Origin of the sequence: Clostridium sp. MCC353, assembly GCF_018785315.1 — a bacterium.
In the GTDB taxonomy this organism is placed as follows: domain Bacteria; phylum Bacillota; class Clostridia; order Lachnospirales; family Lachnospiraceae; genus CHH4-2.
Map to the genome: position 1 here is coordinate 32,414 of NZ_WQPN01000173.1, position 17,843 is coordinate 50,256.

14 protein-coding genes and 2 tRNA genes are annotated in these 17,843 nt (G+C 48.2%); 10 read left to right on the forward strand and 6 right to left on the reverse strand.

The features are described 5' to 3' along the window. The first annotated feature begins 1 nt into the window (after position 1). The 5 genes from GPL15_RS25810 to GPL15_RS25830 all read left to right on the forward strand — a co-directional run bounded on the left by GPL15_RS25810 (position 2) and on the right by GPL15_RS25830 (position 7,782). Positions 2-2,035: a heparinase II/III family protein gene (locus GPL15_RS25810; RefSeq protein WP_215701552.1), complete on the forward strand. Its 2,034-nt coding sequence runs from the start codon at positions 2-4 to the stop codon at positions 2,033-2,035. Then, positions 2,032-4,293, forward strand: coding sequence for a heparinase II/III family protein (locus tag GPL15_RS25815; RefSeq protein WP_215701553.1), 2,262 nt, complete (start codon positions 2,032-2,034; stop codon positions 4,291-4,293). Before GPL15_RS25810 ends, GPL15_RS25815 begins: the two co-directional genes overlap by 4 nt. Before the next feature lie 40 nt (positions 4,294-4,333). Further along, positions 4,334-5,506: a glycoside hydrolase family 88 protein gene (locus tag GPL15_RS25820; RefSeq protein WP_215701554.1), complete on the forward strand. Its 1,173-nt coding sequence runs from the start codon at positions 4,334-4,336 to the stop codon at positions 5,504-5,506. 36 nt (positions 5,507-5,542) lie between these two features. Beyond that, entirely contained in the window at positions 5,543-6,955 is a 1,413-nt protein-coding gene (locus tag GPL15_RS25825) for a sulfatase-like hydrolase/transferase (RefSeq protein WP_215701555.1), read from the forward strand. A gap of 212 nt (positions 6,956-7,167) precedes the next feature. Continuing rightward, complete coding sequence (locus tag GPL15_RS25830) at positions 7,168-7,782, forward strand: YesL family protein (RefSeq protein ID WP_215701556.1); 615 nt, start codon at positions 7,168-7,170, stop codon at positions 7,780-7,782. A gap of 82 nt (positions 7,783-7,864) precedes the next feature. Here the strand turns inward: GPL15_RS25830 and GPL15_RS25835 are convergent, their stop codons facing one another. Continuing rightward, positions 7,865-8,761 (reverse strand): LysR family transcriptional regulator, encoded by an 897-nt coding sequence (locus tag GPL15_RS25835; RefSeq protein ID WP_215701557.1) that lies wholly within the window; start codon positions 8,759-8,761, stop codon positions 7,865-7,867. Positions 8,762-9,024: 263 nt separating this feature from the next. On the opposite strand from GPL15_RS25835, the gene GPL15_RS25840 reads away from it, so the two are divergent. Then, positions 9,025-10,356 carry an MATE family efflux transporter gene (locus GPL15_RS25840; RefSeq protein ID WP_215701558.1) on the forward strand — a complete coding sequence of 444 codons (1,332 nt, stop codon included), beginning with the start codon at positions 9,025-9,027 and terminating at the stop codon, positions 10,354-10,356. A gap of 24 nt (positions 10,357-10,380) precedes the next feature. Here the strand turns inward: GPL15_RS25840 and GPL15_RS25845 are convergent, their stop codons facing one another. Beyond that, complete coding sequence (locus GPL15_RS25845) at positions 10,381-11,946, reverse strand: diguanylate cyclase (protein WP_215701559.1); 1,566 nt, start codon at positions 11,944-11,946, stop codon at positions 10,381-10,383. 208 nt (positions 11,947-12,154) lie between these two features. Here GPL15_RS25845 and GPL15_RS25850 point away from each other — a divergent pair, with 208 nt between their 5' ends. From GPL15_RS25850 to asrC, 4 genes are all read left to right on the forward strand, one after another. Beyond that, entirely contained in the window at positions 12,155-12,292 is a 138-nt protein-coding gene (locus GPL15_RS25850) for a hypothetical protein (RefSeq protein ID WP_215701560.1), read from the forward strand. A gap of 254 nt (positions 12,293-12,546) precedes the next feature. Then, complete coding sequence (gene asrA / locus GPL15_RS25855) at positions 12,547-13,572, forward strand: anaerobic sulfite reductase subunit AsrA (RefSeq protein ID WP_215701561.1); 1,026 nt, start codon at positions 12,547-12,549, stop codon at positions 13,570-13,572. Positions 13,573-13,705: 133 nt separating this feature from the next. Further along, on the forward strand, positions 13,706-14,497 hold the full coding sequence (asrB, locus tag GPL15_RS25860) for an anaerobic sulfite reductase subunit AsrB (RefSeq protein ID WP_215701562.1): 792 nt from the start codon (positions 13,706-13,708) through the stop codon (positions 14,495-14,497). A gap of 18 nt (positions 14,498-14,515) precedes the next feature. Continuing rightward, positions 14,516-15,553, forward strand: a complete 1,038-nt coding sequence (asrC, locus tag GPL15_RS25865) for a sulfite reductase subunit C (protein WP_215701563.1) — start codon at positions 14,516-14,518, stop codon at positions 15,551-15,553. A 97-nt stretch (positions 15,554-15,650) separates the two neighbouring features. On the opposite strand, the gene GPL15_RS25870 is transcribed toward asrC, so the two are convergent. From GPL15_RS25870 to GPL15_RS25885, 4 genes are all read right to left on the reverse strand, one after another. After that, positions 15,651-15,736 (reverse strand) — tRNA-Leu (locus tag GPL15_RS25870). Between the two features lie 25 nt (positions 15,737-15,761). Continuing rightward, a tRNA-Tyr gene (locus GPL15_RS25875) sits at positions 15,762-15,843 on the reverse strand. Between the two features lie 214 nt (positions 15,844-16,057). Next, on the reverse strand, positions 16,058-17,344 hold the full coding sequence (locus GPL15_RS25880; RefSeq protein WP_215701564.1) for a TRAP transporter large permease: 1,287 nt from the start codon (positions 17,342-17,344) through the stop codon (positions 16,058-16,060). Further along, positions 17,341-17,835: a TRAP transporter small permease gene (locus tag GPL15_RS25885; RefSeq protein WP_215701565.1), complete on the reverse strand. Its 495-nt coding sequence runs from the start codon at positions 17,833-17,835 to the stop codon at positions 17,341-17,343. The genes GPL15_RS25880 and GPL15_RS25885 overlap by 4 nt, the downstream gene beginning before the upstream one ends. Between the last annotated feature and the right edge of the window lie 8 nt (positions 17,836-17,843).

Consider the following 17,843-nt stretch of genomic DNA (forward strand, 5'->3'; position numbering starts at 1 on the left):
TATGAACCAAACAATTACAGCCGAAGGCATTTTACCGGAGGGAATGACCTCCCCGGAACTGTTAAAACGCTTGAAAGACAGGATACTGGCCGCCAATCAGGGGAAAACTGCCCTGGAACGGGGCGCGGTAATCAAAGAACAGTTCCCACAACTTGCCAGCCATACCATTGAGCTTGCGGACCAGGCCCTGAAAGGGCTTCTCGTACTGCCTGGCACCGGGCCGGACCTTTATTTTGTGGGAAACCCTCCCAAATGGCAGTTTAATCCGGTTAATGACAATGAATATACCTTTCACTTAAACCGGATGCACCATTTAAAAACCATGGCAGAGGCCTACAGCCTGACCGGAAACCTGGAATACGCAAAAAAAGCCATTGATGAGCTGTCCGACTGGATCGACACCAACAAGTGTCCCGGCCTGACCGATGAAACAGGCGCTTATGCCCTGGACCGTTACAGCGGGTTAAGCACCTGGCGGGCTTTGGAAGTGGGAATCCGCGGCTACCGCACCTGGCCGATCATCATAGAACTATTGGCGGATACACCTTATTTCACCCCGGAATTCCTGGAAAAGCTGGTCTGCAGCATTTATGAGCACTGCCGGGTGCTCTATGAGATTTCTCCGCTTTTATGGCCGAAAGCCGACCATAACCACTACCTGATGGAAAATCTGGGACTGATGTCCTTTAGCTGCCTGTTCCCGGAAATGAAAAACAGCGGCGTGTATCTGGCCCATTCTCAGAACGAGCTGGACCGCTGTATGGAAGCCCAGTGCACTCCCTGCGGCGGCCAGATCGAAGGCTGTCCGTCCTATCACAACGGGTGCGTGTTCTGGTTCGCCATGCGGGCGGTATTTGCCCGTAAATTTAATATCCAGGTTCCAAACGCTTATCTGGAACGCCTGGAAAAGATGTTTCAACACTCAGTATACGCCACACGCTCCTGCGGCGGCAATTTCCCATGGGGCGACAGCCACATCGCGGACAAGGAAACCATGTCTTTGGCCGCTGTCTCCTGCTATATGGCGTATTCTGATCCAAAATACCTGGAAACAGCCCTCTATTTTTATCCCCCTTCCACCTTGCTGGAAGACGTACGGGATAATCTGTGGAGGATTCCCGATACCAGACAGATCAAAGAAGTGATGGAAACAGCCGTTTCTTCCCCCAAAAAGCCTGACCTTCCGCTCATCGCATGGCAGAAGGATTTGAATCAGGTTTACATAAGAACCGGATGGGAACGGGATGCCATCAGCTTCATGACTGCCTGCCGGACGCCGGTACAGAATCTGCACGCCCATATCGATGCGGGCGGATTTGACCTCACTGCCTTTGGAGAGCCGCTTTTGACGGATCCCGGCATTTATACCTATAAAAATGATGAGAACCGGAAACGTTTTAAAAGCGCATTCTGGCACAACTGTCTGACTGTAAACTGGAAAAACATGTGGGAATATCAGGCTTCCTGGGCATATGGGCCTCAGAAAGAGGGACGGCTTGTCTCTGTGACGGAGGAAGACGGAATCATCTGCGCTCTGTCCTGCCACCACAATTATGAACCGGCGGAGGCGGTCAGATGCCTGTCCTTGATCGATAACCGGTTTTTAGTGGTCGTGGACCAGGTGTCCGGTTTGGAGAAGGGGGATTCTGTCCAGATTCATTTTCACCCGGACAGAACCTTTATTAAGGAAACACCCTTCGGGATGATCAGCGCTTTGGACGGACGGCCCAATATCGAACTGGCTTACGGAAGTTTTATGGAAACACAGACAGAGGCGGGAAAAATATCCACGGTCAACGACGTGTGGCATGATTCCCTGGTCGTACACCTGAATCACCGGATGGAAGAGAACGGAACCTTCCGTCATGCGGCCATTTTGATTCCTCACAGCACAGAACAGTCCGGCCCCTCCTGCTCTTTCTACCAGACGGAACAGAAACAGGACGGATTTTATATAACCTTCTGCATTGATTCCAGTGAATACCGCCTGGTATGGAAAGACAATAAACTGGCCAGAGTAAAGGAGAATTTATGATGCTTACGATTCCAACGGACGAACGTTATATCACCGATGAACAGGTATTTGAGGCGCTGGATCTCAATTACCCCGGGCTGGAAAAGGTTCGGGCGGCGCTCGAATCCAACGATGTGGAGGAAGCGAAAAAACAGCTCGTGCGGCATATGGAAGTGCGCAGCCAGCCTCATTTTCTCTATGATTACCGGTCTAAGCCCCTTGCTCCTATCGATACCGACAGCTGCCCCTATTCTTTTCAGGCCTCTCTTGGCCTGAGCGGAAGTTTAAAAGAATTCTGTCTCTACGCGGGGCGCAAAATGATGGATCACGTCTATGTCCTGCCCGGCGGAGGAAAAGGGCGGGAATTTGATCTGGGGAAAAACTGGGAAAACATGATTCATTTTAACTTCCTGGAAGATCAGGGTAAAAAGCACAGAAACCCGCTGGATATGATCGTCCGGGGACAGTTTTTCGAATATCTCAGCGTTCTTTATCATGAGACGGGGGACGCCAAAGTGCTGGAATCCTTTGAAGAGATATTGAAGGTATTTCTGGAAACCTATCCGCTGCAGATCGTGGACGGCTCGCCTTCCACAAACCGGTTCCAATATACGGAAGACCGCGACGTAATGAGCGCCGGATGGCTGGCAGTGGTTTACACCGGCTTATTTTATACAAGAGTTCCCTATGAAATCCATACGGAACTGGCATTTGAAATTCTGAAACGGATCTGGTTTTTAGGCATCCAGTTCCGCCGTTTTGACGAAGACGGATACCGGCCGTACAATCATCACATGTGGGAACGTGGCCTCGTACCATTCATTCTGGGCGCCATGTACCCCGAAATCCCGGATTTTACCGCAATGAAAGCCCATGGAGCAGAAACCGTATGCCGCCACATTAAAGAAGACTTTAACACATCCGGCGGATACAGCGAACATTCCATCGCTTACTGGTCCGGCGCCGCTGTGGGAGAAATGCTCTACCGCGGCATCTATCTGGCCCGCTTAAATGACGAAACTCTCTTAGATGAAGAAACGAGGGACAGGATGGAACAGACATTCCGGGTCCTGGCGCTCATCTGCCCGCCCGGGGAACGGTATCCCTCTCTGGGAGATAACGGCGGGCCTATGGCAGAACCGATATTAAACCTTGGGGTGCGGATGATGGAACATGAGGAGTGCAGGCAGGTGCTGGAGTGCCGCCGTGGGGCGGATATTGACGGTGATGGCGCCATTGGTTTGCCCCCTCTGGACTACTGCAATGACCAGGCCGGATTTGTCTGTGCCAAAAGCGGTTACACCCCTGATTCCAACTATATGCTGATGTCAGCAAAGGTAAATTGTGGATACTGCGGGCACAACCACATGGATATGCTCTCTCTATTCCTCACATTCCACGGGGAAGAGATCATCGGCGAACCTTATGTAAACATGATGTACCACCGGGTCCGCATGAATTCGGAAATCCGCGGCTATATGTACAATATGGCCTCCCACAACACGGTGCTGGCCTACGGAACCCCTATTCTCCTGGACCGGATGTATGCCAATAAATGGGGCGTCCTGCGCACGCCGTCGCCGGTTACAGAATCATTTTCCGCCAATGACGGCTTTTATGTCAACGCTTATCACGACGGCTATACCTTCTGCCGCCACCAGAGGGAAGTCCTGTTCCACCGGAGCCGGGGCGTTATGATCTCCGACCACATCCTGAGAGGCAACCGGATTGAAGGGGATCACATCCAGCGCTTTAACATGATGCCCGGCGTGCAGGTGACTTTGCTGGATAACGACGCCGCCCTGGTGGAAAAACGCGGCGTAAAACTCCTTTTTATATGGACTGGAGCAGAGCACCGGATAACCCTCTGCAAACCGGAGATTCTTTGTCCTGAAATGATTTCTGGCAAAGAGGATATGGCAGATATCATTGACGTCTCTTTCCACGCTTCAGAGGAGCAGGAGAACCAAAATGTAACCGTAACTTTAAATTTAATGATTTTAGATTTGACTGGGGGATGCTCTGCGGAAAGCGGAAGTTTGGAGGAGCGGCTGGAATGCCTGAAAGGCGGAAGTTCCGAAGAGCGGCTGGAATGCCTGAAAGGCGGAAGTTCCGAAGAGCGGCTGGAATGCCTGAAAGGCGGAAGTTCCGAAGAGCGGCTGGAATGCCTGAAAGGCGGCATTTCCGTGGAGAGGCTGAACCGTTTGAAAGAAGAGGCCAGACAGCTTGCCGGACGTTTAAACCGCCCGGAAACTCTGGAACAGTTCCCAATATACTGATTACAGCACAAAGACACAGATTAAGAGAGGATATAAGACGATGAATAACGAAACATTTCATTCCAAACCGGAAATCACCGCCGAAGAAGTAAAGCAGGCATTGGATACCTGCGTTATGCTGACTGAAAGCTGTCTTCCTGAATTTGCCGGACAGTTTAAACATATTTTTTCAGAAAACGGATTTTATGGAACCGCGCCCAATGAACAGTGGACCAACGGCTTCTGGACCGGGCAGCTTTGGCTGTCCTATGAAGCGGCCCATAAAGACAGCTTTTGCCAGGCCGCGCTCACCCAGGTGCAGAGCTTTTTAAACAGGATACAGACGGGAAACCACACGGATACCCACGATTTAGGGTTCCTTTACTCCCTTTCCTGCGTGGCCGGATATAAACTGACCGGGGACGAAACTGCCAAAAAGGCGGCGCTCATGGCCGCAGATAAGTTAAAAACCCGTTTTCACGAAAAGGGACAGTTCATCCAGGCCTGGGGCGCCCTTGACAATATAAAAAATTACCGTTTAATTATCGATTGCCTGCTGAACCTTCCTCTGTTATACTGGGCTTCAGAGGTGACCGGGGACGAGAGCTATGGAAAAATTGCCAAAGCCCATCTGGAAACAGCGCTGAAAGTCATTATCAGGCCGGATCATTCCACCTATCACACCTATTATTTCGATCCCGAAACAGGGGCGCCTTTAAAAGGCGTTACCCACCAGGGCTATTCTGCGGATTCGGCATGGGCCAGAGGGCAGTCCTGGGGCGTGTACGGCATCGCTTTGAGCTACCGGTATACAAAAAATCCAAAATATCTGGAACTTTTTGACCAGGTAACCGGATATTTTCTGGAACACCTTCCTTCCAACCTGGTTCCTTACTGGGATTTCATCTTTGAAGAGGGAAGCAGTGAGCCCTGGGATTCTTCCGCTTCAGCCGTGGCTGCCTGCGGAATGCTGGAGATGGCAAAATACCTTCCGGAAGATAAAGCCGCTTATTACACCTCCGCCGCCAAACGTCTTATGAAGGCGCTGAAAGACCTGTGCGCCGTAACATCTCCTGAAGAATCCAACGGCCTTCTTCTTCACGGAGTCTACGGAAAAAAGACGCCTTTTAACGATTGTATCGATCATGGTATTGACGAATGCAACCTTTGGGGTGATTATTATTATATGGAAGCATTGACCCGTCTCTCCAAGGACTGGAATCCTTATTGGTAAAGACACAGATTAAAATGCTTCGGAATGGAGGAAAACATGAATATCATCACCGTAATGTCAGACGAGCATTCCTATCAAATGATGCAGTTCGTCGATCATTCCATACTGAAAACACCGAACCTGGACCGCCTTGCCGCGGAAAGCACGGTTTTCGACAACTGCTATACCCCTTGTCCTGTCTGCGCTCCTGCCAGAGGCAGTTTCATTTCCGGACATTATGTAAACCGGATCGGCACCTGGGATAATTCCACTCCCTATGACGGCAAGGTGAAAGGGCTGTCCCATCATTTGACGGAACATGGCAGACAATACATCTGCATCGGAAAAACCCATTTCCACCATGAAGGGGATTATGGATTCACCCATGAAGAATTTGCCGGATACATGCACCGGCCGGATATCGGCTGTTTCTTCCGCGACCGCAAAACCGGGCGTGTGGGGGCTGAAAAGAGATTTGAAAAAATCGGGCTCAAAACCGAGGAAAGCTATGACGACCGGGTTTTAAACGCCAGCCTTTCCTGGCTGGAGGAACATGGAAATGAGGAAAACTGGAATCTCTATATCGGCTTTTTAGATCCCCATTTCCCGTTCTATGTGAAAGAGGAAAACTGGAATCATTTTTCAAAGCTGATCACTGAGGTTCCACAGGCGTTAAAGCCTCCATTTACCTCACTGAACGAACCCCTGAGCTGGCTGAGGACTTACTTTAAATGTGAAGAAGTGCCGGAGGAAACCGTTCTGAAGCTTCTGATCGGATATCACTGCGCCATCGCGGAACTGGACGAACGGCTGGGAATCCTGCTGGATAAAATGGATGAACTGGGACTTTCGGACCGCACAATTTTCTGCTATACCAGCGACCATGGAGAACAGTCCGGTTATCACGGCATGTGGTGGAAATGCTGTATGTTTGAGCAGTCGGCCCATGTTCCAATGATCGTTAGAGTTCCCGGTGAAACGCCCAAAAGGATCAGCGCCCCGGTAAATCTGGTGGACTGGTTCCCAACGGTATGCGACTACATGGACGTGCCCATTCCCGACGGATTGGATGGCCAGAGCCTGAAGCCCTATATTGAAACGGGCAGCAATGAAGCCCATCAGGATTTTGCTTTCAGCGAATACAATGCCCACGGAATCCCCTACGGCATGTTCATGATCCGCTGGAAACAGTATAAGTACGTATATTTCTGCTATGAAAAACCACAGCTCTTTGATCTGAGCAGTGATCCGGCCGAAGATCATTCCCTGCTGGAAGAGTGTCCAAATGATCCGCAGGTAAGAATTGCCGCGGAAGAATGCCACAAGCGCCTACTCTCCGTCTGCAATCCCTATGAAGTGGATTTACGTGCCAGAGAGTTCCAGCAGAAAATGAAAAAGGAATTGGGCATCGTGGAATACGATACGGACATGGGCGCCTGCCCTGTTCCCCATCCGGAAGCTGTAATATAGCAGCCGTTCAGACGGCGGGAAAATTGATAAAGGAAGCAGCTTACAAGCGGGCTTGCCCCTGCTTCCTTTATCAATTTTCACATCGAATGGACATCCGATGCTTCTTGACCGGCCTTTTCACTCAAGAAGATGAGCCGTCTGTCACAAAGAACAGATACATTTTACATAACTCCTGCGCAGGATGATATCCGCGCCGGAAAGAGAGGTAATTTATGGGCGGTATTTTCTCAATCGAAAACCCTGTATGGCGTTTTATAAATAAACTGCTTCATGTGCTGCTGCTGAACGTTCTATGGATCGTCTGCTCCATCCCCCTTTTCACCATAGGGGCTTCCACCACGGCAGTCTATTATGTAACCTTAAAACTGGTGAGGGATGAAGAGGGTTATACTACAAAGAGCTTTTTTGACGCATTCAAAACAAATTTCCGCCAGGCAACCGTGTTATGGCTGATCCTGGCCGCCGTCGGCGCATTGATCGGAGCCGATCTGGCCGTATACATGAGATCTTCATCTATCAGCGTCTTTGGAATGGTTCTCATGGCCGCATTCTTCGCAGTGGCCGTGATTTACCTGTTTATGAATATCTATGTATTCGCCCTGCTGGCCCGGTTTGACAATACCATCCGCGGAACCCTGAAGAACGCCTTCCTCATGTCCATCCGCCACCTGCCGTCCAGCATCTCGATGATAGCATCCAATATAATCCTGACAGCAATTGGGTTTCTGGCATTTCCGCCAATCCTTTTGCTGGGGCTGCCGCTGATGGCCTTTATCAATTCCTGGTTCCTGGTGAAGATATTTGACCGGTATCAGGTTAGGGAGTGAGAATTTAACATAAAGGGTGAAGGCATTTTCGAAAATGCCTTCACCCTTTAATGTAAATCCCCACACCATTTACATCTTCCCTCTACATCACCTGAATATAATCCCTCTTCCCCAGTTCCTCTTTCACGCACCGCAGAAACAAATCCGTAACCACCGGCTTTTTCTCTTTCCCCAAAAGATAATAGATAATCCTTGGCGGAGGTCCGTCCTTTAATTCCCATACTTTCAGCCCCAGTTTACTGCTTATAGCCGCTCCTGCCGAAGCCGGCATAACCGCCCAAACATCTTCCCTCTCCAAAAAGCCCTCCAGCAGAGACATCTGATCCAAAAATACCTTGGGCTGTGATGCGGGGCCGAACCAGTAATCATGCCAGATATCATATTCCGGGTTCCAGGGAAGCCGCACCTCTTTATCCGGATTTAATTCCTCCGGCGACACGGGCTTTTCACTGTCCCTGCCGGAAAACAGTTCATTTCCCAGGCAGACCATGGGTTCCCGAAATAACGGAATGGTCTCCACATGTTTCGAAAACATATCATCGGAAATGATGGCCACATCCACTTCTCCTTTTTCAGCATACCCATAAGCTTCCAGCGAATGATAGTTGTGAAACTGCAGGCTGATTTCCGGATTCCTGTCCATAAAATTCCGGAACACCTCAGGCAGCAAATAGGTGCTGACGCTCCCTACGGATGACAGGTTCAGCGTATGGTTCCGGTTTAAGTCCGGCAGGTTTTTCGCCTCATTCCAAAGGCGCTTCAACTGTTCCGCCACCGGGATAAATCCACGCCCTTCCCCTGTGAGTTCGATGGAACGGACGCCTTTGCTCCTTATCACCAGGCGATACCCCAATTCCTTTTCCAGAGCGCTTAAATGGCGGCTCAACGCCGGCTGGGTAATATACAGCTCCGCCGCCGCCTGGCTGATACTCCCGTATTTTACAATGGCAAGAAATGCTCCAATCTCTGCTAATGTCATGTTTTTCTCCTTTTTAATATGTCTATTTAGTTATATTATATTGGTAAAATAAGCATTATTCAACAATACTCTTTCATGCTATATTTGTAACAGCCCAGACGACAGAAAATTTGGTTAAAAAGCGGCGTCAAGCTCCCTTGTAAGCGGCTTCTTAATCAATTTTCCCGCCATCTGAACTGCAGCTTATACGCCATATACCTATTGGAAAAACTTTAAGAATTCATCTGGGTATGAATGCGGAAATATGCATAGGGAGAGTATTCATGGAAAATAAAAATCTGACTTCTGGAAATATTAGAAAACAACTGGCCGCCCTCACCCTGCCCCTTTTGGCCGGCAGCATTCTTCAGCAGTTTTACAATACGGTTGATGCCCTTATTCTGGGCAGATATGCGGGTATGGACGCATTTGGAGCCGCAGGCGTGGCAGGTACGGTTATGAACCTGTTTATCTTCATACTCAGCGGTTCCTGCAGCGGAATGACCATATTGTTCGCCCAGTTCTATGGCCGCAGGGCCATGGACCAATTCCGGAGGGAAGTCTTTCTCACATTGGTGTGGGGCGGCATGTTTACCCTTGCAATCAGCCTGGCGGCCATTTTCTCTGCCGTCCCTCTGCTCAAACTCATTCATACGCCTGCGGCTGTGCTCCCCCATGCCGGAAACTATCTCTGCATCATATTTGCCGGCCTGCCGGTCACCTACCTGTACAACCTCTTTTCCTCGATTTTGAGATCGGCAGGCAATACAAAAGCTGCCCTCCTGTTTTTGGCGGCAGCCGTCTTCGCAAACATAATATTTGATTTGATTTTTATAGCAGGCGCAGGCATGGGAACTAAAGGCGCGGCTTTGGCCACCGTTGCGGCACAGCTCATTTCCGTTCTGCTCTGCGTCATTTACATAAAAAAATGTTATCCTGAACTCCTGTTTACCAAAAATGACATGCACTGTGATAAGGCCATGGCCGGCCGCACTCTTTCTTTCAGCTTTGCATCCGCCCTCCATCAGTCAAGCCTTTATATCGGAAAAATGATGGTGCAGGGATCCGTCAATTCCCTGGGCGCCGACGCCGTCTGCGCCTACACCGCCGCCTCCAGAATCGAAGGTTTTGCCAACTCATTTGGCGACAGCGGAAGCCAGGCGCTGTCCGTTTTTACAGCCCAAAACACCGGTGCCGGAAAAATGAAACGGGTCCGCGCCGGGTTAAAAAACGGTTTTATCCTGCTTTCCTGCCTTGGCCTGTTTTTGAGCCTGGTCATGTACGCCGGGGCCAGGCCATTTACAGCCCTCCTGACTGGAAATAACCAGCCCTCCCCGCTCACGTCCGGAACTGCTTATCTGCGGGTCATATCGGTCTTCTATCCCCTGTGTTTCATTGGAAATGCATTCGTCGGCTATTTCCGCGGAACCGGCAGGGTCAATATTCCGGTAATCGGAACCACCCTGCATATCTCCATCCGTGTCCTGCTGTCCTGTCTTCTGGCTCCCAGCCTTGGGCTGCCCGCCATATCACTGGCCACCGGCGCCGGATGGGCGGCAGTAGTCACCTTTTTCATCCTGCTGGCCCGCTGCCATAAAAATACGACGCAAAAATAACACGATCCCGCTCACTTTTGACCGCTACTCTCCCTGGTAGACGCACACTCTTGCACGCCCCGCTTCTTTGGCCGCGTACAATGCGGAATCACTGTGGCGGATCAGTTCATCAATATCCAGATCTTTTCCTTCTGCCTGGGCGATTCCCACGCTGGCCGACAATTCCTTCCAGCAAGGAGATTTTGTAAATTCTTCCCGCATCCGCCCTAAAAGCTTCTGGGACTTGACCGTAAGCTCCCCGATATCCTTTTTCCCCAATATGGCGATCAAAAATTCATCGCCGCCGATCCGGGCAATGAACTCTTCCGGGAAACACTCCTGCATCAGCCGGGCTGTCATGATGAGGGCTTCATCCCCCGCCTGATGTCCGTAATTATCATTTACACCTTTAAAATGATCCAGGTCCAGATATAAAAGTGAAAACGTCGCCTCCTCCTTATTCTCGCCTAAAAATCGGTAAAGGCTCCGCCTGTTATTCAGTCCTGTGAGGAAGTCCGTATTGGAGTTGCGCAGGATCTGCTGCTCCATAGCCCGCTCCATGGTGATATCGCGGTAAATACAAATCCTTCCTATCTCATTTTGGAACACATCATAAATGGGTTCTTCGTGGAGTTCCAACAGCCGTTCTATATCATCCTTATCACACTGGATCTTCACTTCCCGATATCCCTCGCACCTGTCTAATGTTTCCCCGCCCAAAGTCTTATATGACCAGGCTTCATAACTTTTACCGATGATATCCTTTCCCGACACATTAAAATACTCTTCAAATTTGCTGTTTGCATTGATCACGCGGCCCTCTTCATTCCAGACCAGGATTCCAAATGGCATGCTGCGCAGGATGATCTCCATCTCCGCCCCTTTATTCTCCAAATCCGTTATGTCGTGTCCGATGCCCACGCTGCCCATAATCCTGCCGCCTTCGTCGATCAACGGCGCTTTATATGTATTAAACTGCCTCATTCCATGCTGGCTTTTAACCGCTTCGGTGGATTTGCATTTCTGCCGGTGGGTTAACACGTATTCATCCGTTTCTTTGCAGACAAACTGGCCCTTTTCAAACTCCTCCCTGGAAACATCCCAGATATAACAATGATCCTTTCCCGTAACGTCGCCCTTTGGCTTGCCGACAATATTGCAGAACGCATCATTGACTTTCACATGAAGGCCTTCCAAATCCTTAAACCACACCATATCCGGTATGCACTCCAATAATGTGTCCATACACTGTTCAGAAAAACGATGGGTCTTCTCCAGCTTCCAATGCTCTAAAATATGTCTGAAGCGTAAGGCTATCAGCTTTTCGTTAAAAGGTTTCAGCCAGATATCAAAAATGCTCTCCCACCTTTTGGCTGCAAAGCTCTCCATTTCCTCCGTTTCCAAACAGATGATAACCTTCCCGTCACACTCATATTGAGAAAAGGGGGAGTCCAAAATGATAAGATCCGCCTTCACTGTTTCAATCCGGTCCGCTGAACCAATTGTTGAAAAAACGCAGTCAACCCCTTCCGGCGGCGGAACCTGGCTTAAAAGTTCTCCCAACACCTTTGTCTCACTTAAAATTACGATATTGAACAAATACCGATACATACTTCCCCTCCTGTACTGCACCCCGAACCAACACTTAACTTACTACTAACTATACTACACGAAATAAGGAACGTCTATATTTTAAATTACCTATTTAATGCAAATTCTTAAAAAATTTTAGATCTATAAGGCCGTGCGCCGTTTTGTTGTCCCTCCATTTAAAATATGCTAAAATTAAGCCAGAAAATGAAGGTGGTGACGGTGGTTTATGGTACTGTTAATTTTGTTTTTAATCTGCGCAAAAGTGTATGTTTCCTACAAAAGCGGCAATAAAGCGGATGCGGTGTTCTTTGGGGTTGTGGGGGCGGTATTGGCTGGACTGTTCTTGCTGCTTTCGACGCTTTAGCGTATGGGGGGATTTGAAGTAAAGGGTGTGAAGTAAAGGGTGAAGGCATTTTCGAAAATGCCTTCACCCTTTACTTTAAAGCCTCAAGGCATTTCAAAAAATGCCTTCACCCTTCACTTCACACTCCATATAAATCTGCCCCTCAAAATCATCCATAATTTATTTTTATCGACTAATCATTTCTTATTATTATACTTTATTATCCCATTCTGCTATACTGGAAATATATGTCATTATAAGGAGGATAAGGGTCAATGGGTTACAAAGTAAGCTATGAGCAAGCGGATAAGATTTTCAAAGACCTCAGTGAAACGTATGAAATTTGGGCTCCCAAACGGCTGAAGGGAAAGGGGAGATATTCCCAGACCGATTTAATCCGTTATGAGAAGATCACAAGCGCAGAGGAGATTGAATACAAAGAAAAGTCGGATTTTCCGGCAAAAGAAGTGCTCAGTCCCATCACACAGTCTCTGTTTTATTTTACGGAAGACGAGTTTATCGAGAGCAAAGCTTCTAATAAGAAGCTGCTGATTTTCATGCGTCCATGTGATATCCACGCCCAGCACCATCAGGAGCGGATTTATCTGGGCAACGGCGGTTTTGAGGATATGTATTATAAACGGATGAACGAAAAGGTTAAGATCGTGATGATGGAATGCACAGAGGGATGGGATACCTGTTTCTGCGTCAGCATGGGCGCTAACCGGAGTGAAAATTATGCCGCTGCCGTCCGTTTTGAAGGCGATGACCTGATGTTCGATGTAGCCGACAATGACCTGGCGCCCTATTTTGACGGCATGGAAGAGAACAATTTCAAGCCGGATTACATAGAAAAGAACGAACTCACCGTAACCATTCCTGAAATCCCTGACAAAGAAGTTCTCACCAAACTGAAAGAACATCCCATGTGGCAGGAATTCAACAAACGGTGCGTTTCCTGCGGAGCCTGTACTGTGGCCTGCAGCACCTGCACCTGCTTTACCACCACCGATATCATTTATAATGAAAATGCAAATGTAGGCGAGCGCAAGCGCACATCCGCATCCTGCCAGGTAGAAGGGTTCTCCGATATGGCCGGAGGCATGTCCTTCCGCCCCACCGCCGGCGACCGGATGCGCTACAAAGTGCTTCATAAATTCCATGATTATAAAGCCCGTTTTAAGGATTATCATATGTGTGTCGGCTGCGGGCGCTGTATAGACCGCTGTCCGGAGTTCATCTCAATTGCGGCAACAGTAGACAAGATGGCAAAAGCGATTGACGAAATCACTTCAGAATAATAGTAACAGTTCAGACGGCGGGAAAATTGATAAAGAAAGCGGCGTCAAGCCCGCTTGTAAGCAGCTTTCTTTATCAATTTTCACATTGGATGTCTGAACTGTTACGAATAATATGGAAAAAATGGAGGAAAAAATGAATAATATCATAAAACCGGTTGCATGCAGGATTATGGATGTAAAGCGCGAGAGCCTGCATGAATATACATTTAAAGTGGAAACTGACATTAAGCCAGAGCACGGCCAGTTTTTACAGCTGTCCATCCCCAAAGTGGGAGAAGCCCCCATATCTGTCAGCGCATTTGGCGACGGCTGGATGGACTTCACCATCCGCTCTGTGGGAAAAGTGACCGATGAAATTTTTTCAAAAACTGCGGGAGACACCCTGTTTCTGCGCGGCGCCTACGGAAAGGGCTGGCCGGTAGACCAGTTCAAAGGAAAACACGTGGTATTCATCACCGGCGGGACCGGACTGGCGCCAGTAAAAAGTATGCTGAATCTGTTCTTCGACCAGCCTGAGTTGGTGAAGAGCGTACACCTGATCTGCGGCTTCAAAAATGAAGACGGCATCATTTTCAAAAATGATCTGGAGCGCTGGAAAGAAAAGTTCACCACAATCTATGCTCTGGACAAAGACCGGAAAGAAGGCTGGAGCACAGGCTTTGTAACAGAATTTGTAAATCAGGTTCCTTTTGAAAGTTTTGACGACAATTATGCGGTTGTAATCGTGGGGCCTCCGCCCATGATGAAATTCACCGGACGAAAAGCGGTAGAATGCGGTGTGCCGGAAGAGAAAATCTGGGTATCCTTTGAGCGGAAGATGTCCTGCGCCGTGGGCAAATGCGGACACTGCCGTATCGACGAGGTATATGTATGCCTCGACGGACCGGTATTTAACTATACTCAGGCCAAATATCTGGTGGATTAAGAAAGGGGCGGATCGGTTATGAATTACGATATTGATATTAAAAAGGTACGAATCAACTGTTTCAGGCAGTCCAAAGTCAAGGGTGAATTCATGCTTCAGATGCGTGTGCCAGGCGCTTTGATCGAAGCAAAGCACCTGAGTATGGTTCAGGAAATCTGTGAGCGCTGGGGCAACGGGACATTCCATATCGGAACAAGACAGACTCTCAACATTCCGGGAATCAAATACCCATATATTGAAGAAGTCAACAAGTTCATCAAAAACTACATCCGTGAAGTGGATGTGGAAATGTGCAACGTGGACATGGAGGCGGACGACTACGGCTATCCCACCATCGGCGCCCGCAACATCATGAGCTGTATCGGAAATGCGCACTGCATCAAAGGCAATGCCAACACCTATGAGCTGGCGCGCAAAATTGAAAAAATAATTTTCCCTTCCCATTACCACATCAAAATCGCGGTTGCCGGTTGTCCCAACGACTGCGTGAAAGCCAACTTTAACGATTTTGGCATCATGGGAATCAATAAGCAGGACTATGATATCGACCGCTGCATCGGCTGCGGCTCCTGCGTAGACGCCTGCCAGCACCACGCCACCGGCGTACTGAGCCTGAACAAAAACGGCAAGATCGACAAAGACGCCTGCTGCTGCGTAGGCTGTGGCGAATGTTCCCTGATCTGTCCAACCGGAGCCTGGACCAGAAACACCAAGCAGTTGTACCGCGTGACCTTAGGCGGACGTACCGGAAAGCAGAATCCAAGAGCCGGAAAACTGTTCATGAACTGGGTAACAGAAGACGTAATCCTGGCCATGTTCGGCAACTGGCAGAAGTTCTCCGCCTGGGTTCTGGATTACAAACCGGAATACCTTCACGGCGGCCATCTAATCGACCGGGCCGGTTATAAAGAATTCAAGAAACGGATTTTAGAGGGCGTCGTGCTGAATCCCGAAGCGAAAGTGGCTGACGATATCTTCTGGGCTGAAAATGAGCAGCGCGGAAATATGCACGTGATGCCGGTTTCCCAGCATAAGACAGCCGGGCCTCAGGATTAACAGACACAAGACAACAGGCAGTTTCCGGCAACAGGAAATGCAACACGGCGTGCAGCATGCAATAAAAAATCCCTTGTAAATACAAGGGATTTTTTTATGCCGGCGACCGGAATCGAACCGGTACGGGCGATTAGGCCCGCAGGATTTTAAGTCCTGTGCGTCTGCCAGTTCCGCCACGCCGGCAAAATATCAATATGTAATTTTCAAATGGGCGGAGGTGGATTCGAACCACCGAAGCGAATCGCAGCAGATTTACAGTCTGTCCCCTTTGGCCACTCGGGAATCCACCCATATACTCTGATAAGCAAGAATTATCTTATCACAGCAATATTAAAAAATCAAGCATTTTTTATCACAGAACCTCGCCATAGAACCGCACTGCATTTTTTAAAAGTAGAGGGTGTAAAGTAGAGGGGGTAAAGTAGAGGGTGAAGGCATTTTCAAAAATGCCTTCACCCTCTACTTTACCCCCTCTACTTTACACCCTCTGCTTTTAAAGAAAATTCAGTACAAAAGTCCCACCAACCCGGTAGAAACAACCGGAATAAAGGTAATAATCAGAAGGCAGATAACTAAAAGCGCATAAAACGGCACTGCCTCCCTGATAAAGTCCTTAGTCTTGCATTTTGTAATGCCGCAGGTAACAAACATCAATGTTCCCATGGGCGGTGATAACGCGCCAATGGCGCTGTTAAAAATATAAATCATGGCAAACTGTATTTCGTTCACCCCATATGCCGCCGCAACGGGAGCCAGCAATGGCACCAAAACGATCATTGAAGCCGTACCTTCTATAAACATCCCTATAACGAGCAGAAAAACATTTACAAACAGTAAAAAAACGATCTTATTATTAATTGTTGCCACCATCCATTGAGTCAGCGCCTGAGGGATTTTTTCTTTTGTTAAAATCCATGAATACACAGACGCCGCACCCACAATCAACATAATAGTACAGGTGGTAATACAGGTTTCTTTTATACTCCCAATAAAATCATCCATTGTCATTTCACGGTAAACCAAACCTAAAATCAATGCATAGATAAGAGCGACTGCTCCCGCTTCAGAAGCAGTGAATGCACCAATCCTAATGCCGCCTATAATTACAATCGGGAGCATAAGGGGTAAAACAGCCGGCTTCGTGGATACCCATATTTCTCTTTTACTCAGTCTGTGTGTCCGAATCGGCTTATAGCCCCGTTTCTTAGACATTGCCGATACAAGCACCATAAGAGCAATACAGAGTAAGATTCCCACACCGATACCTGCCACAAACAATTTTCCTATAGAAACCTGTGCAATACAGCCGTACAGGATCATGGCAATTCCAGGTGGAATTAAAGGGGTAATAATTGCTGAGGATGCTGTCAAAACACTGGAAAACTCTTTTGAATACCCCTTTTTCTCCATCTCCGGAACAAGCAGCTTGGCCTCCATAGCAGCATCCGCAATATTAGAACCGGACAAACCGCCCATCAGAGTTGAGAGAAGGACATTTACCTGAGCCAGCCCGCCGTTCATCTTTCCGGTAACGATTTCGCAGAAATCCATAATACGCCGGGTTACACCAGTACAGTTCATCAAAGCTCCTGCCGCTGCAAAAAACGGTACTGCCAGAAATGTGGTGCTTTCACCTGAAGAAATCATTCTTTGAGCAAAAATAATATCATTTACATTGGGATTTGCGACAAAATAAACGGCCGCACCACCTAATATAGAAATGAACACAGGAACTTTTAAAAATAGCAGAACTAACATCACAACCGCGGAAATTATAATAATCTGGTTCAATTATCTCCCCCCTTTCTTCCCATAAGCCCTTTAATTTCATAGCTTAGGTAGCTTAAAATCATCAGCGCGCAGGAAAGAGGCGCCACAAAATAGACGGCTGAATATGGAATCCGGAGCACAGGAGTTAAACGTCCATTCTTAACAAAAAGCAGGAAATACCCTATGCATTGTTTAAAAAGATAAGATAAAACCAATAAAACAATGATTCGAATCAGCCAGTTAATCACCCTTTGTGCTGTTTGCGGAAGTGCATCTACTACCATCTCTATAGCGATATGGGATCCTGTGCGGAACGCTGCGCCGGCCGATAAAAATCCAATCCACACCATGCACATGAGCTGAACTTCTTCCAGCCAGGTAAATGGGTTTCCTACAATATAACGAAATATCACTCCTAAAAATGTAATCACAATTAAAATAAGCATAATTACAGATGATACATACACATCAAGATTCAGGAAAATGTCTTTCCAATATATTTTTCCTTTCATATAGCCTC

Excerpts from the sequence above, each read along its gene's own strand:
- GPL15_RS25835 (WP_215701557.1), bottom strand. The coding sequence starts at position 8,761 with ATGACATTAGCAGAGATTGGAGCATTTCTTGCCATTGTAAAATACGGG.
- GPL15_RS25815 (WP_215701553.1), top strand. The coding sequence starts at position 2,032 with ATGATGCTTACGATTCCAACGGACGAACGTTATATCACCGATGAACAG.
- GPL15_RS25810 (WP_215701552.1), top strand. The coding sequence starts at position 2 with ATGAACCAAACAATTACAGCCGAAGGCATTTTACCGGAGGGAATGACC.
- asrB (WP_215701562.1), top strand. The coding sequence starts at position 13,706 with ATGAATAATATCATAAAACCGGTTGCATGCAGGATTATGGATGTAAAG.
- GPL15_RS25840 (WP_215701558.1), top strand. The coding sequence starts at position 9,025 with ATGGAAAATAAAAATCTGACTTCTGGAAATATTAGAAAACAACTGGCC.
- GPL15_RS25830 (WP_215701556.1), top strand. The coding sequence starts at position 7,168 with ATGGGCGGTATTTTCTCAATCGAAAACCCTGTATGGCGTTTTATAAAT.
- GPL15_RS25825 (WP_215701555.1), top strand. The coding sequence starts at position 5,543 with ATGAATATCATCACCGTAATGTCAGACGAGCATTCCTATCAAATGATG.
- GPL15_RS25850 (WP_215701560.1), top strand. The coding sequence starts at position 12,155 with ATGGTACTGTTAATTTTGTTTTTAATCTGCGCAAAAGTGTATGTTTCC.
- GPL15_RS25845 (WP_215701559.1), bottom strand. The coding sequence starts at position 11,946 with ATGTATCGGTATTTGTTCAATATCGTAATTTTAAGTGAGACAAAGGTG.
- asrC (WP_215701563.1), top strand. The coding sequence starts at position 14,516 with ATGAATTACGATATTGATATTAAAAAGGTACGAATCAACTGTTTCAGG.
- GPL15_RS25820 (WP_215701554.1), top strand. The coding sequence starts at position 4,334 with ATGAATAACGAAACATTTCATTCCAAACCGGAAATCACCGCCGAAGAA.
- asrA (WP_215701561.1), top strand. The coding sequence starts at position 12,547 with ATGGGTTACAAAGTAAGCTATGAGCAAGCGGATAAGATTTTCAAAGAC.
- GPL15_RS25885 (WP_215701565.1), bottom strand. The coding sequence starts at position 17,835 with ATGAAAGGAAAAATATATTGGAAAGACATTTTCCTGAATCTTGATGTG.